Origin of the sequence: Aliivibrio fischeri (assembly GCA_038993745.2) — a bacterium.
Lineage (GTDB): Bacteria > Pseudomonadota > Gammaproteobacteria > Enterobacterales > Vibrionaceae > Aliivibrio > Aliivibrio fischeri_B.
In genome coordinates, this window is record CP160629.1 from 1,289,826 (window position 1) to 1,303,678 (window position 13,853).

The 13,853-nt window shown below is 37.9% G+C and carries 12 protein-coding genes and 2 pseudogenes; 9 read left to right on the top strand and 5 right to left on the bottom strand.

The genetic code is table 11. The features are described 5' to 3' along the window. The first annotated feature begins 26 nt into the window (after positions 1-26). The 6 genes and pseudogenes from AAFX60_006235 (at position 27) to AAFX60_006260 (ending at position 4,855) form a co-directional block, all read left to right on the top strand. Positions 27-512, top strand: a complete 486-nt coding sequence (locus AAFX60_006235; GenBank protein XDF78716.1) for an acyl-CoA thioesterase — start codon at positions 27-29, stop codon at positions 510-512. A gap of 167 nt (positions 513-679) precedes the next feature. After that, entirely contained in the window at positions 680-1,111 is a 432-nt protein-coding gene (locus AAFX60_006240) for a DUF2000 domain-containing protein (protein XDF78717.1), read from the top strand. A 495-nt stretch (positions 1,112-1,606) separates the two neighbouring features. Further along, a pseudogene (locus AAFX60_006245) lies at positions 1,607-2,759 on the top strand (aromatic amino acid transport family protein). A gap of 111 nt (positions 2,760-2,870) precedes the next feature. Then, positions 2,871-4,037 carry an aromatic amino acid transport family protein gene (locus AAFX60_006250; protein ID XDF78718.1) on the top strand — a complete coding sequence of 389 codons (1,167 nt, stop codon included), beginning with the start codon at positions 2,871-2,873 and terminating at the stop codon, positions 4,035-4,037. Between the two features lie 71 nt (positions 4,038-4,108). After that, positions 4,109-4,465: a DUF2799 domain-containing protein gene (locus AAFX60_006255; protein ID XDF78719.1), complete on the top strand. Its 357-nt coding sequence runs from the start codon at positions 4,109-4,111 to the stop codon at positions 4,463-4,465. Positions 4,466-4,495: 30 nt separating this feature from the next. Beyond that, positions 4,496-4,855 (top strand): DUF2799 domain-containing protein, encoded by a 360-nt coding sequence (locus tag AAFX60_006260; GenBank protein ID XDF78720.1) that lies wholly within the window; start codon positions 4,496-4,498, stop codon positions 4,853-4,855. A 54-nt stretch (positions 4,856-4,909) separates the two neighbouring features. Here the strand turns inward: AAFX60_006260 and AAFX60_006265 are convergent, their stop codons facing one another. The 5 genes and pseudogenes from AAFX60_006265 to pabB form a co-directional block, all read right to left on the bottom strand. After that, positions 4,910-5,458 (bottom strand): hypothetical protein, encoded by a 549-nt coding sequence (locus tag AAFX60_006265; GenBank protein ID XDF78721.1) that lies wholly within the window; start codon positions 5,456-5,458, stop codon positions 4,910-4,912. Positions 5,459-5,671: 213 nt separating this feature from the next. Then, positions 5,672-7,032, bottom strand: a pseudogene (locus AAFX60_006270) (L-serine ammonia-lyase). 93 nt (positions 7,033-7,125) lie between these two features. After that, positions 7,126-8,376 (bottom strand): aromatic amino acid transport family protein, encoded by a 1,251-nt coding sequence (locus tag AAFX60_006275; GenBank protein XDF78722.1) that lies wholly within the window; start codon positions 8,374-8,376, stop codon positions 7,126-7,128. Positions 8,377-8,565: 189 nt separating this feature from the next. Then, complete coding sequence (locus tag AAFX60_006280) at positions 8,566-9,147, bottom strand: CoA pyrophosphatase (protein XDF78723.1); 582 nt, start codon at positions 9,145-9,147, stop codon at positions 8,566-8,568. 16 nt (positions 9,148-9,163) lie between these two features. Beyond that, positions 9,164-10,534: an aminodeoxychorismate synthase component I gene (gene pabB / locus AAFX60_006285; protein XDF78724.1), complete on the bottom strand. Its 1,371-nt coding sequence runs from the start codon at positions 10,532-10,534 to the stop codon at positions 9,164-9,166. A 164-nt stretch (positions 10,535-10,698) separates the two neighbouring features. Here pabB and AAFX60_006290 point away from each other — a divergent pair, with 164 nt between their 5' ends. The 3 genes from AAFX60_006290 to AAFX60_006300 all read left to right on the top strand — a co-directional run bounded on the left by AAFX60_006290 (position 10,699) and on the right by AAFX60_006300 (position 13,853). Beyond that, positions 10,699-12,228: a fumarate hydratase gene (locus AAFX60_006290; GenBank protein ID XDF78725.1), complete on the top strand. Its 1,530-nt coding sequence runs from the start codon at positions 10,699-10,701 to the stop codon at positions 12,226-12,228. 130 nt (positions 12,229-12,358) lie between these two features. Then, positions 12,359-12,715, top strand: a complete 357-nt coding sequence (locus AAFX60_006295) for a DUF2799 domain-containing protein (protein ID XDF78726.1) — start codon at positions 12,359-12,361, stop codon at positions 12,713-12,715. Between the two features lie 103 nt (positions 12,716-12,818). Beyond that, a complete protein-coding gene (locus AAFX60_006300; GenBank protein ID XDF78727.1) occupies positions 12,819-13,853 on the top strand; it encodes an efflux RND transporter periplasmic adaptor subunit in 1,035 nt (344 codons plus the stop codon).

Here is a 13,853-nt window from a genome sequence, read left to right on the forward strand (position 1 = left end):
AAATAGAGCAGTAAAAGGAATTTATAATGGGTAAAACAAAACGTGAAGTAACGTTACGCTTTTTAGCTGAACCGGGCGATGTCAACTTTGGTGGTAAGGTACACGGCGGTGCGGTAATGAAATGGATCGACCTCGCAGCTTATGCATCAGCGGCGGGTTGGAGTGGGAAATATTGCATTACCGCATATGCAGGTGGCATTCGTTTTGTTGAGCCTATTTTTGTTGGCAACCTTGTGGAAGTGACAGGTAAAGTCATCTATACCGGAAAATCGTCTATGCACATCGCTATTGATGTGCAAGCAAGTGACCCTAAAGAGCAGAATAATCGCTTAACGACGCATTGTATCGTTATCATGGTGGCGGTTGATGGAAATGGTAAACCGACATCAGTTCCTGAGTGGGTACCAGAGACAGAAGAAGACATAAAATTAAGGGATTCGGCTATCAAACTGATGAATATGCGTAAAGAGATAGGCGAAGAGATGGAAGCACATGTTCAATACTTAAAATAGAGTAAAATTTCCTATTGTTTTTTCTATGCGCAATATAATTTTAAAATGTATGTTTAGCCTGAATTATATTGCGTATACCTTCTAAATGACGCTGATATAGACACAAAATCTACTTTGGTGTGTATTAAGATAATACAACACGCACAATAAGGTAGAGGAATAAATTAATGGCATCATTACCAGACGAGAATCAAAAACGCTTTGTAGCCATCTTAAATAAAAAGATGGATTTAGGGCGTACACTCAATGTACTTGGCCATATTAGTGTCGGCTTATCTGATTTACTTGAGCAGAGTGATGCAGAGTTTGTTGATTACTATGATAAAGATAAACACCACCATCCTAATATCTCTCATTACCCATTTATTGTTTTAAAAGCGCCAAACTCGAATAAAATCAGAACTATTCGTGAGCAAGCGTTAGAGCTTGGTATTCAATTTACGGATTTTACTCATACGATGATTGAAGGTGGCTCTATCGTTCAACAACAGACAACCAGTGAAACGAAGGATGAAGATTTCGAATACCTTGGAATATGTTTGTTTGGGGATACTGAAACTATTAAAGGGATCACCAAAAAATTCAGTTTATATAAATAACTATTATGTTATTTGTTCAGTTTCTATCTAGCGTTTAAAAAGTAAGAAATGGATAAATAATTTAGTAGATGTTAAAGGATAGGGGAAACAAGTTTATTTAAGGGTTGCATTGCCAAGTTCATTATATAGAATGGATCGGACTACTAGTTTGGTAGTTCGGTCAGTAAAGGATTTACGACCTATTATTATAAATGGAATGTGACTAATTAGGATGTACACATGATTTTCCAACTAACATCAGGCCCATTGTTAGAGCCTACAGAAGGTTCACCCCATCATACTGGTTTCAAGTCATCAGTTGTTCTTTCTCTGCGTTTCTTCTCGTCTCAGTTTCTCGCGTTTCACTTCTTCTCGTATTTTCGATTTCTCCGTTTTTATTCGTAATTAATCAGCTCTAATTTCAACCGCGTTATCTTTGTGGGTAATTTCTTGCGCGTTGAATTTGACAAAAAATAAAACTAAAGCTCAAACTCGAATAAAAGTAAGGGAAACATTGTGAATTTAAAATTAATCGGAAGCTCACTTATTATTTCAGGTACTGCGCTAGGCGCTGGTATGCTGGCAATCCCAATGGTATTGGCTCAATTTGGCCTACTATGGGGTACTGCTCTAATGTTGTTTATCTGTCTTGGAACAACATATGCCGCTTTATTGCTTCTAGAAGCGAGTATTAATGTTGGTGGTGGTTTAGGTATGAACACCATCGCTCGTAAAAGTTTAGGTAAAAGTGGACAAATTATTACTAATGGTCTGCTTTATGCGCTTTTAATCTGCTTATTAATGGCTTACATCTTAGGTGCTGGTGATCTATTAAATAAGCTGTTGCGTGGTATTGGTGTTGAGTTGTCACTCATTCAAAGCCAGATTGCATTTACATTGGTTGCCGGCATTATTGTTGCTTCGGGAACTGCAGTTATCGATAAATTAAACCGTGTTTTATTTGGCATTATGCTGCTGATGCTTGTTTTAACGCTTGTATTTTTAGTTCCTGACATATCGTTTGAGAATATGACACAAGTGACGAATTCAAGTACGACCGATTTAGTTAAAACCAGTGCAATTATTTTTACCAGTTTTGGTTTTATGGTTGTTATCCCATCATTGGTATCTTACAACCATGACGCAACACCAAAGCAACTGAGAAATATGGTTATTCTTGGTTCATTAATCCCATTAGTTTGTTACCTAGTATGGCTTTATGCTGTGGTTGGTAATTTAACGGCTGAACAACTGATTCATTTTACAAACGTCTCTGAGTTAATCTCTGTATTTAGTGCAGAACATGCATTTATTAGTGTTGTGTTATCTGGTTTTACAGGTCTTGCTTTATTAACCTCATTCTTAGGTGTAGCAATGGCGCTTTTCACTCAAAACCAAGATATGTTTAAACAGAACAAAGTAGTAACTTATGTTATTAGTTTTATTTTGCCACTGACTGGCGCTATTTATGCAGCTGATCAGTTCTTATCTGTTTTAAGTTACGCAGGGATCATTTTAGTTTTCTTGCAGTCTTTGTACCTCTTGCAATGGTGGTAAAACTAAGAAAATCAGAGAATGCCGAGAAAACATACATTGCTGAGGGTGGGTAGCTATGCTGACTTTCTCTTTTGCTTTTGGTGGTTTTCTTCTGATTTCACAAGTGATCTAACGTTATAAGCTCTTATTTATGGTGTTGTCACATACTATGAATAAGAGCACCTCATATCGACAATCTAATTACAGTGTTGATATAAATTTGTTTCAAAAAGAATGATATACAATGAATTTTAAATTATTTGGTAGTGCGTTAATTTTATCTGGTACAGCATTAGGCGCAGGGATGCTGGCTATCCCTATGGTATTGGCACAGTTTGGATTGTTTTATAGCACTCTACTAATGTTGATTATCTGTGCAGGAACAACATACGCAGCTTTGCTATTAACAGAAGCATGTTCAAAAACAGAATTAGCATTTGGGATTAATACTGTAGCAAATAAGACCATTGGTAAAGGTGGTCAACTTGTTACTAATGCTCTGTTTTACCTTTTATTATTTTGCATGTTAATTGCTTATATTTTAGGGGCAGCAGATTTAATTAAACGTATATTTTCTATGATGAATGTAGAAATGAGCATTGAATTTGCTCAGGTTGCATTCACCTTGTTTGCGAGTGCTTTTGTTGTTTGTGGAACACAAATTATTGATAAGTTAAATCGACTGTTGTTTTTCTTTATGATTTCCATGTTGGTGTTGACTTTAATCATTCTAATTCCAGGTATGACAGTGGAAAATCTATCGCAAGTAACAAACCATGATAAAGGTATGCTATTTGATACCAGCACGATTTTGTTTACTAGCTTTGCCTCTATGCCAGTAATTCCTTCGTTAGTTGCTTATAATAAGGAAGCGACAAAACAACAATTGCGAAATATGGTTATTCTAGGATCGATCATTCCATTGATCTGTTATTTAGTATGGCTATATGCGGTTGTTGGTAACTTAACAGCAAATGAAATTACGCATTTTTCTAATATCTCTGATTTGATTCAAACATTCAGTGCGAAGAATGAATATATTGAAATTATTCTGTCGATTTTCACATCATTAGCATTATTGACTTCTTTCCTTGGTGTGGCGATGGCTTTATATAATCAAAATAAAGATATGATTTCACATAATAAGATTGTGACATATGTGTGCACGTTCATTTTGCCTTTATTAGGTGCTGGTTTAGCGGCTGATCAATTCTTATCTGTACTTGGTTATGCTGGTGTTATCTTGGTTTTCTTAGCTATTTTTATTCCATTAGCAATGGTTGTAACGTTAAGAAAAAAAGAGACAGAGGAAGTGCATCAAAACCTTCATATTTATACAGCTGAAGGTGGTAAATTAGCTCTTGGTTTAACTCTTTTATTTGGTTTATTGCTATTAATTAGCCAAATTTAATAGATATTATGATCTGACCTGATACAGTTAACGTAATAGTTAAAGAATATTTACTGTAGAAGGTCAGCATTATGAAATACTTAATTATTGCATTTTCTGCTTTATTTTTAGCGGCATGCGCAACTCCTCCTCCTACTTCAATGCTCGATAGTGACTGGTCAACCTTTGGTTACGAAAGAGCCATGAAAGGACAAATAGCTCAATCAGAATCACGACTAGATAAATTACTAGACGATCAAAATTTAAAATCGAGCAATTATCAAGCCTACTTAGCTGGTTACAAAAAAGGTCAGAATGAGTATTGTTCGCAAAATGCGTATATACTTGGTGTAACTGGTGGTCCATATAACGGAATATGCGATCTTATCGATTGGACTTTCCGAGAAGACTACAACAGTGGTCGATTTTCAACTGCGAATGGGATGTGAAAATAATCATTCGATGTAAGGAGACATTACATGAAAGCATTTATAACTGTAGTACTTAGTTCTTTGTTGTTTGCTTGTTCTACAACTGCACCAATCACTTCAACGCAAGATAGTGATTGGAACCAGTATGGTTTTGACAGAGGATCTAAAGGGTGGAACCTAGAGACACAGGAGCAATTAAATAATGCTTCAGATGGTCAACAAATAAAAGTATCTAATTATCAGGCTTATACAGCAGGCTATGCTAATGGACAAATGAAGTATTGTCAGCAAGATGCTTATGAATTAGGTATGAAGGGTGAGGTTTATACTGGTGTATGTGACAGCATAAATAAAGATTTTAAGTATGATTACTTACGTGGCTATCATTCACACACTAAAGATATGTAAATGACTTATGGTTTTGATATAAAAAATGGCGGGAATTCCCGCCATTTTTTATAACTAATCTACTTTAATAATATTAAAGCGTCCCATTTTCTTTAATATAGGAATGAACTCTTTGTTCACTTCAAGCATTACTTTTTTCGCTTTAGTATAAGCACTTAATTTGTCGTTGCCGTTACCATGCGAGAATAGGCGACTTTTCGGCTTATATTCACCATCAACTAATTCTTTCCAACGAACAATATAGTAATCAGTGGTTCTTACTTCACCAGAGAGTAGGGTGCGTTTTTTAGTGATAATATCAGGCTCAAGGCTGTGAGGAAGGCGTTCAAACAAACTTGGTGTATTTAATACTGCGTTCCAACAGCTACCCCATAGTTCTTTACCCACTTTGTTTCGTTGTTTCACTGCTTCTTTTAATGCTTTTTCGCGGCCCTCTTTTAAGCAGCCAACCGAGCGGTTATACATACCATCATCAGGTGTATGGATATGTATTTTTACGCAATTGAATGAATGGGAAATAAAGCGATAATCACTTTTCATACCTTTCCATTCAGCTCTTAACTTTTGCGCTCTAGGAGATAGAGTGTGCTTTTTCTTATTCATATTCATTATGTTGTGTGTTGATGCATTAATGACAATATTACATTAATTGAGCATATTGTTAATAGTGAAGTGGTGAGAAAGCGTAAAGTTTTTGTAAAAAATAGAAATATTTAAAATAATTGTAGTTTAGATAGCTGAATTTTGTAGTATTTTTTTGTAAAGCATAAAAAAGGGACGATAAATCGTCCCTTAGTCATGGAATGTTATGCTCTATTAGCAAATAACTTTAATTGCTAGGCCACCCTGAGAAGTTTCACGGTATTTAGCATTCATGTCTTTACCTGTTTCAAGCATTGTCTCGATAACTTTATCAAGAGATACACGAGGTGCTGATGCACGACGTAAAGCCATACGAGTTGCGTTGATAGCTTTAACCGCAGCAATGCCGTTACGTTCGATACAAGGAACTTGTACTTGGCCAGCAACAGGGTCACAAGTTAAACCTAAGTTATGTTCCATTGCAATCTCTGCAGCCATACATACTTGTTCAGGGCTACCACCCATAAGCTCAGCAAGACCTGCAGCAGCCATAGAACAGGCAACACCAACTTCACCCTGACAGCCAACTTCTGCACCAGAGATTGATGCATTTTGTTTGTAAAGACCACCGATTGCACCAGAAGCTGCAAAGTAACGGATGTAATCTTTCTCTGTTACTGTTTGGATAAACTTATCGTAGTACGCTAGAACAGCAGGGATGATGCCACATGCGCCATTAGTTGGAGCGGTAACAACACGACCACCTGCCGCATTTTCTTCGTTTACAGCAAATGCGTACATGTTAACCCAATCAACTACTTCCATAGGGTCGTGAGACGTTTTTTCAGAAGTCAGTAATTGTTGACGTAGAGCTGCAGCACGACGAGGAACACGTAGAGGTCCAGGAAGGATACCTTCAGTATTCATGCCTTTTCCATACAGTCACGCATGGTTTTCCAGATCTTAGCAAAATAAGTACGAACTTCATCTTCTGCAAGAATCGCGTGTTCGTTTTTCATTACTAGAGTACTGATAGATAAGCCGTGCTCTTTACATAAATCAACAAGTTCAGAAGCGTAGTTGAATGAGTAAGGAACTTGGATTGATGATTCTACTTCTTTACCAAAGTTTTCTTCATCAACAATAAAACCACCACCGATAGAGTAGTAAGTTTTAGAGTAAGCCACTTCACCGTCAATCCACGCATGGATTTGCATGCCATTTTCGTGAAGTGATAGGTTAGAAGTATGGAAATTCATTCCACCTTCTTTTGGAAATTCTACCGTGTGGCAGTGCATACCAACTGGTAAGCGCTCAGTTTCTTCAACGCGAGCGATGAAGCCCGGAATAGAGTCAATATCTACGTGTTCTGGCGTGTTACCTGCCAGACCCATAATGATTGCGATATCAGTATGGTGACCTTTCCCTGTCAGTGATAATGAACCGTAAACATCAACAGTGATTTTAGTGATATCACGCAGTTTGCCCATGCCACGTAAATCGTCGATAAACTCTTTACCAGCTTTCATTGGACCAACGGTGTGGGAGCTAGAAGGACCAACTCCGATTTTGTAGATATCAAAAACACTAATCATGTAATTACCTCGAATAAGCCCCAAAAGAGGGGCTTTATTATCATTATTATTAACTTCGTTTAACTAAGTTTGTATTAGTTTACAAATTAGTTATTAAAGAGCGCCGTAGATTACAGAAGTAATCGCCGCAACACCACATAATGCTGTAAAGATTTGCACAGGTGCTGAAGTTTTGTACTTAGCCATTGCTGGAACTTTACGCATTGCGAAGATAGGCATAAGGAATAGGATAGCTGCAATCATTGGAGCACCCATTGTTTCAATCATACCTAGGATACTTGGGTTAACGATAGAAACGATCCATGTAGTAACAACGATAAAGATTAGAGATGCTTTTTCTAGCTTAGCAACAGGTGCATTTGAGCGAGATTTAGCTAGGCCAACAAGACCTTCATGAGCACCAAGGAAGTGGCCGAAGTAGCTTGAAGTAATCGCAGCGAAAGCAACGATTGGACCTAAGTAAGAGATAAGTGGAGATTCGTGTACGTTAGCTAGGTAAGAAAGTACAGAAATATTCTGTGCTTGTGCTTGTGCTAGTTGCTCTGGAGATAGAGAAAGAACTACAGAGAAAACGAAGAACATAACGAAGCTCATTAGCATCATTGCCGCACCACCAGTGATCATGTCAGTTTTAACAACTGCATCTTCACCGTATACACGACGTTGTTCTTTAGAGAACTGGCTGATTACTGGGCTGTGGTTGAAAGAGAAAACGATGATAGGAATCGCTAACCAAACAACAGAAGGCATTGAACCCCAATCTGGGTCAACAGACATCATAGATGTGTTCCAACCAGGGATTAGGTATACAGAAAGAGCCATTAGGATGAATACAAGAGGGTAAACCATTGCTGAAGTTGCTTTCAGCATTAGTTCTTTACCAAATACTACACCACATGTCATCAGAGTGATAAGAACACCTGATAGTAACCAACGAGGGATAGATTCCATACCCATTTGGTTAACCATGAAAGAATCTACTGTGTTTGTAATACCAACACCGTAGATAAGTACAATCGGATAAATCGCGAAAAAGTAGGCAAAAGTGATTAGGTTCGCGCCTGTTTTACCGAAATGCTCTTCTACAGTATCAGTAATATCTGCATCTGGGTTTTTAGCTGAAAGAACGAAACGAGCCAAGCTTTTGTGTGCAAACCAAGTCATTGGTGCAGCGATTAGAGCAAGAATAACTAGAGGCCAAAAACCACCAGCACCCGCTTTAATTGGAAGGAAAAGAACACCAGCACCTACAGCGGTACCGAACAGAGACAGACACCAAGTGAAATCTTTATAAGTCCACTTAGCTTTTTTTGCATCGATAGATGCAGTATTTGTTGTTTGCATAATTAACATACTCTTAATTTTTTGGAACAGGAATTTTAGGAACGGCGCTATTGTCGTTATTTTGACGAGAAAAACTTTGACCCAGATCCAGAAATGAAAAAAGATGAACGAAGATCCAAAAATAATTGATAATGATCACAGTAGTTGTAACTGCAATATTAGAAAAACTTATCGTTAATGATAAATTTTCTAAGTCGTAATGTAATTCATTGCATGAATTATTTCGGCAGTTACGCCCCAAATGAGTTTTTTATCAAAAGGAATAAAAATCAGATTGTATGTGTGTTTTTTGTTAAAAACGTGATGATTGTAGGTGTTTTTTGGGTTAATAAGATGATTTATCGGTGCTTCAAATGTGCTACTAACCTCACCGTAATCGATTGCGGTGGTATAATTTTCATCAATTAATGCAACGATAGGGGTTACTTTATAACCTGATATTGTTGGTATTGTGTTAAGTTTTACTAATGGTTTAATGTGTGCAGGATTAATGCCAATCTCTTCATTCGTTTCACGAATAGCTGTATGAATAAGAGACAAATCATCGGGTTCAGCCTTACCTCCAGGGAAGCTAATTTGACTTGGATGATGACGTAAATGTGGCGCTCGTTGGGTTAAAATTAAGTGATAACCCGTATCTCTTTTTACAATAGGAACAAGAACGGCTGCTGATTTAAAATGGCCATTTTTCAATAAAGGGTGGGAGAGTAAACTTGAGCTGTAATTTATCGGTTTATGAAGTAACAAATGAGAAAGTAAATGTGTGTCCATAAACCGATCCTTATCGTTATAAAATAGGTAAGATTTTGCTTAACTTATGCAATGTCTCTTCATATTCTAGTTCAACTTGACTATCAGCGACGATACCACCGCCTGCAGATGCATATAAGCTTCCTTCATAAGCAATTAATGTGCGTATGGTTATACTGGTGTCCATTGTTCCACAGCGGCTAATGTAGCCAATACTGCCACAATATAAGTTACGGCGATGTGGTTCGAGTTCTTCAATGATCTCCATTGCTCTGATTTTAGGCGCTCCTGTGATAGAACCACCAGGGAAAGATGCTTTAAGTAAGTCTGTTGCAGAGTATTCTGTATTGAGTTCACCTGTAATGGTACTTACTAAGTGATGCACAGCTGGGAAAGACTCTATATCAAACAGTTTCGGTACTTTTACAGAGCCCGGTGTAGCAACACGGCCTATATCATTTCTCAGCAAATCAACAATCATCAGGTTTTCAGAGCGGTCTTTTGGGCTATTACGCAACGTTTCTGCTTCTTGTTTATCAATCTCAGGAGAATTTGAACGAGGTCGGGTTCCTTTAATTGGTTTTGTTTCAATTTTTCGCTCTTTTACTTGTAAAAAACGCTCTGGAGAAACAGAAAGAATCGTTACTTCTGGAGTTTTTATATAAGCAGAGAATGGAGCCCCGTTTTGTGTGGCTAGTTTTTGATACGCTTCCCATTCAGAGCCCTGATATTGTGCTTTAAATCGTTGTGCTAAGTTTATTTGGTAACAATCCCCTGATTCTAGGTAGTGCTGAATTGTATTGAACTTTTTAGCGTATTCAGACTCGGTCATATTCGATTTCCAGTCTGAGGTTAAGCTAAATGGTGTATCTACTTCTTTTATAGCAATAAATTGCTGAAGCCAATGCAATCGATCACCACCTTCGGGTTGTATCAAATACAACGTTGATGTTTTATTATCTGCCACCAGTGCCCAGTTATAAATTCCTACAGCCATATCTGCACATAAAATGTCATGTTGTGCCGTATTTGGAATCGTTTCGACACGACGTCCTAAGTCATAGCTGAAATAGCCTAACGCACCACCAATGAAAGGTAATGCTTGTATTGGTTTGCAAAAAGGGGTTAGACGTTCTTGATAATGCGCAAGTAACTGAAAAGGACATGCTTCACTGGTTACAGGTTGTTTTCCTATTACATTAATCGTGGTGATATTGCCGTGTGTTTGTAATGTAGCGATAGGATCGGCAACCAAAATGTCATATCGATTATCAATGTGCTTTTGTGCTGATGAGTTAAGCAACATCGCCCAAGGTTGATTTGCAATAGCAGAAAAGAAATCAATCACAGAGTTAGATTGATAATCAAGTTGAGTGATACTTAGTTTTGCATCTAATTGATTGTTCATTTTGAGTTTTATAACCAGAATGTGATGAGCAACGATAGCCTTGGATGGAGAGCAAGAGTATCATAATGCGAGTTCTAAAAGAAAATAATAGATGGCGATTGCTCACGTCATACACAATAAAAATCATCCTTAATTGCCATGGAAGCTTATAAAAAGAGGGCCCTATGATTAACGTTCACCAAGAAACATTGATTCGTAATGAAGATGTGATCAGTTCTGTAGCCGATGCTCTGCAATATATATCTTATTACCATCCGCTAGATTTTGTTCAAGCACTTGAAAAAGCGTATCACCGAGAAGAAAGCCAAGCTGCAAAAGATGCGCTTGCACAAATCCTAATTAATTCACGTATGTCAGCAGAGGGGCGTCGTCCTATCTGTCAAGATACGGGAATTGTAACTTGTTTTGTTAATATTGGTATGAACGTTAGGTGGGAAGGAGACTTAACTGTTCAACAAATGATTGATGAAGGTACTCGTCAAGCTTATACCAATCCTGACAATCCATTAAGGGCATCCGTATTGTCTGATCCGGCTGGTAAACGTATAAATACAAAAGATAATACGCCAGCAGTGGTTCATATTAATATGGTTCCGGGAAACAAAGTTGAGATTCAAATTGCTGCAAAAGGTGGCGGCTCTGAGAATAAAACTAAAATGGTAATGTTAAACCCATCAGATGATATTGCTGAGTGGGTAGAAAAGACGCTTCCAACAATGGGGGCGGGTTGGTGTCCACCAGGTATGCTTGGTATAGGTGTTGGCGGTACGGCTGAGAAAGCAGCTGTATTAGCAAAAGAAGCACTGATGGAACACATTGATATTCAAGACCTTATTGAACGAGGTCCTCAGAATGCAGAAGAAGAACTTCGTCTTGATATTTTTAACCGTGTTAATAAATTAGGTATCGGAGCTCAGGGTCTTGGCGGACTTACTACTGTTGTTGATGTAAAAATTAAATCAGCACCAACGCACGCAGCCTCTAAACCTGTGTGTTTAATTCCTAACTGTGCTGCTACTCGTCACGTACATTTTACCCTTGATGGGACAGGTCCTGCTGATCTTCAGCCGCCAAAGTTAGAGGAATGGCCTGATATTACGTGGGAAGCGGGAGCAAATACACGTCGAGTTAATCTTGATGAGATAACAAAAGAAGACGTTCAAGAGTGGAAAACGGGCGAAACGATCTTGCTTAATGGTAAAATTCTAACAGGACGTGACGCGGCACATAAACGTCTTCAAGGAATGATCGAAAGCGGTGAAGGTTTACCTGATGGTGTTGATTTTAATGGTAAATTCATTTACTACGTAGGCCCTGTTGATGCTGTAGGTGATGAAGCGGTAGGTCCTGCCGGCCCAACGACATCTACTCGCATGGATAAATTTACCGATATGATGTTAGCTACAGGCTTAACGGGCATGATAGGTAAAGCGGAACGTGGTCCAGCAACCGTGGCATCTATTAAAGAAAATAAAGCGGTATATTTAATGGCTGTTGGTGGCGCTGCTTACTTGGTTGCTAAAGCGATTAAAAAAGCACGTGTTGTTGCCTTTGAAGATCTTGGAATGGAAGCTATTTATGAGTTTGAGGTTGAAGATATGCCAGTTACTGTGGCCGTTGATTCAACAGGTGTAAATGCGCATCAAATTGGTCCTGATACATGGAAGGTAAAAATTGCTGAAATGAGCAATTAATTTACATCATAAAGCTTCTTAAATAATGAAAAAGCACTCATTTTGAGTGCTTTTTTTATTTTTGTGTCTTTTATGTTAATCATTTGGGTGTAATATATAAATAACTATTTGATAAATAAATGAGGGAACAATGAAGAAGTTAACAATTGGGTTATTCATTACTGTACTTGCTGGGTGCGCCTCCTCTGATGATGTTGAACAAGAAAAGAACGTTGATGATTGGTTCGCGATAGGTGAAGCTAGGGCGAAAAATGGATTTTTATTGCAAACAGAATCACGACTTGTTGATCGTTATCCTGAAGAGAAAATTACAACCGAATTCTATAATGGTTATGTAAAGGGTCACGAGGCTGGCACAAAAGTCTATTGTTCACAAAATCCATATATATTGGGATTAAGTGAAGAACCTTATTTCGGACTATGTGATCAAATTGATTCTAATTACTCTGATGAATATCAAAAAGGGAAAAAGCATAAAAAAGAATAAAAACATTGTTTTTTATAACTAATTTTATTTGTTGACTGGATGAACAAATAAATATAGGCAATAATTCTTTATGTAATCAATTAATAATGACAAGGAACGGCATATGTTCAAAAAGACTGCAATAGCCGCAGTGCTTGGCTCCATTTTACTCGCAGGCTGTGACAGTAAAGAGCCTAGTATTGCAGAGCCTAACTCTCGTCCAGCAAAGATCTTAACCGTTTCTGTTGGTGACCACGAAACATCACGCTTGTTTCCAGCTAAAGCCGAAGCGGGCGATAAAGCCGTTTTGGCTTTTAGAGTTCCTGGACAATTAAATACATTGAATGTGCATGCTGGCCAATCGGTTAGTAAAGGTGAGCTTCTAGCTACAATCAATCCAGATGAATACCGTTTAATCCAGAAACAAGCGCAAGCACAATATCGATTGATTGATGTGCAATATCAAAGGATTAAAAAGTTAAGAAAAGATAAAGTCGTATCAGAACAAGATTATGATACAGCGGTTGCCAATAGAAAAACTGCGAAAGCTTCTCTTGACCAAGCCTCTGCTAATTTAAGCTACACTAAGCTTGTCGCACCATATGACGGCACGATTTCACTTCTTCCGACAGAAAACTTTGAATATGTAAATGCGAAACAATCGATTATGCATATTCAAACTAACGATATTCTATATGTTGTTTTTCAACTTCCGGATTATTTGCTTCAACGTTTCAGTTTTACAGATGTATCAGCAACAGTTTCATTTGATTCGTTTCCAAACACTACTTTTCCTCTTGAATTTGAAGAAATTGATACTGAAGCCGATCGTAAAACATCAAGTTACACGGTAAAAATGAGTATGCCGCGTCCTAAAGATTTAGGGGTTCTTCCGGGGATGTCTGGACAAGTGAAAGTAACTATTCCTAAGGGCGGAAGTGAAAAACTGCCACTTTCAGCTATCGATCAAGATGGTGATACCACGTATGTATGGCGTGTGAAAGAAGATGGAATTGTTGAAAAAGTGGCAGTGAAATTAAATGAGAAACGTCAAGTAGTCTCTGGAATAGAAGATTCAGATCAAATTGTATCTTCAGGTATCGCAGGGCTAGAAGAGGGAATGAAAGTTCGCAAGTGGGTTAAGGAAAGAGGATTATAA

Excerpts from the sequence above, each read along its gene's own strand:
- AAFX60_006235 (XDF78716.1), top strand. The coding sequence starts at position 27 with ATGGGTAAAACAAAACGTGAAGTAACGTTACGCTTTTTAGCTGAACCG.
- AAFX60_006240 (XDF78717.1), top strand. The coding sequence starts at position 680 with ATGGCATCATTACCAGACGAGAATCAAAAACGCTTTGTAGCCATCTTA.
- AAFX60_006250 (XDF78718.1), top strand. The coding sequence starts at position 2,871 with ATGAATTTTAAATTATTTGGTAGTGCGTTAATTTTATCTGGTACAGCA.
- AAFX60_006255 (XDF78719.1), top strand. The coding sequence starts at position 4,109 with ATGAAATACTTAATTATTGCATTTTCTGCTTTATTTTTAGCGGCATGC.
- AAFX60_006260 (XDF78720.1), top strand. The coding sequence starts at position 4,496 with ATGAAAGCATTTATAACTGTAGTACTTAGTTCTTTGTTGTTTGCTTGT.
- AAFX60_006265 (XDF78721.1), bottom strand. The coding sequence starts at position 5,458 with ATGAATAAGAAAAAGCACACTCTATCTCCTAGAGCGCAAAAGTTAAGA.
- AAFX60_006275 (XDF78722.1), bottom strand. The coding sequence starts at position 8,376 with ATGCAAACAACAAATACTGCATCTATCGATGCAAAAAAAGCTAAGTGG.
- AAFX60_006280 (XDF78723.1), bottom strand. The coding sequence starts at position 9,147 with ATGGACACACATTTACTTTCTCATTTGTTACTTCATAAACCGATAAAT.
- pabB (XDF78724.1), bottom strand. The coding sequence starts at position 10,534 with ATGAACAATCAATTAGATGCAAAACTAAGTATCACTCAACTTGATTAT.
- AAFX60_006290 (XDF78725.1), top strand. The coding sequence starts at position 10,699 with ATGATTAACGTTCACCAAGAAACATTGATTCGTAATGAAGATGTGATC.
- AAFX60_006295 (XDF78726.1), top strand. The coding sequence starts at position 12,359 with ATGAAGAAGTTAACAATTGGGTTATTCATTACTGTACTTGCTGGGTGC.
- AAFX60_006300 (XDF78727.1), top strand. The coding sequence starts at position 12,819 with ATGTTCAAAAAGACTGCAATAGCCGCAGTGCTTGGCTCCATTTTACTC.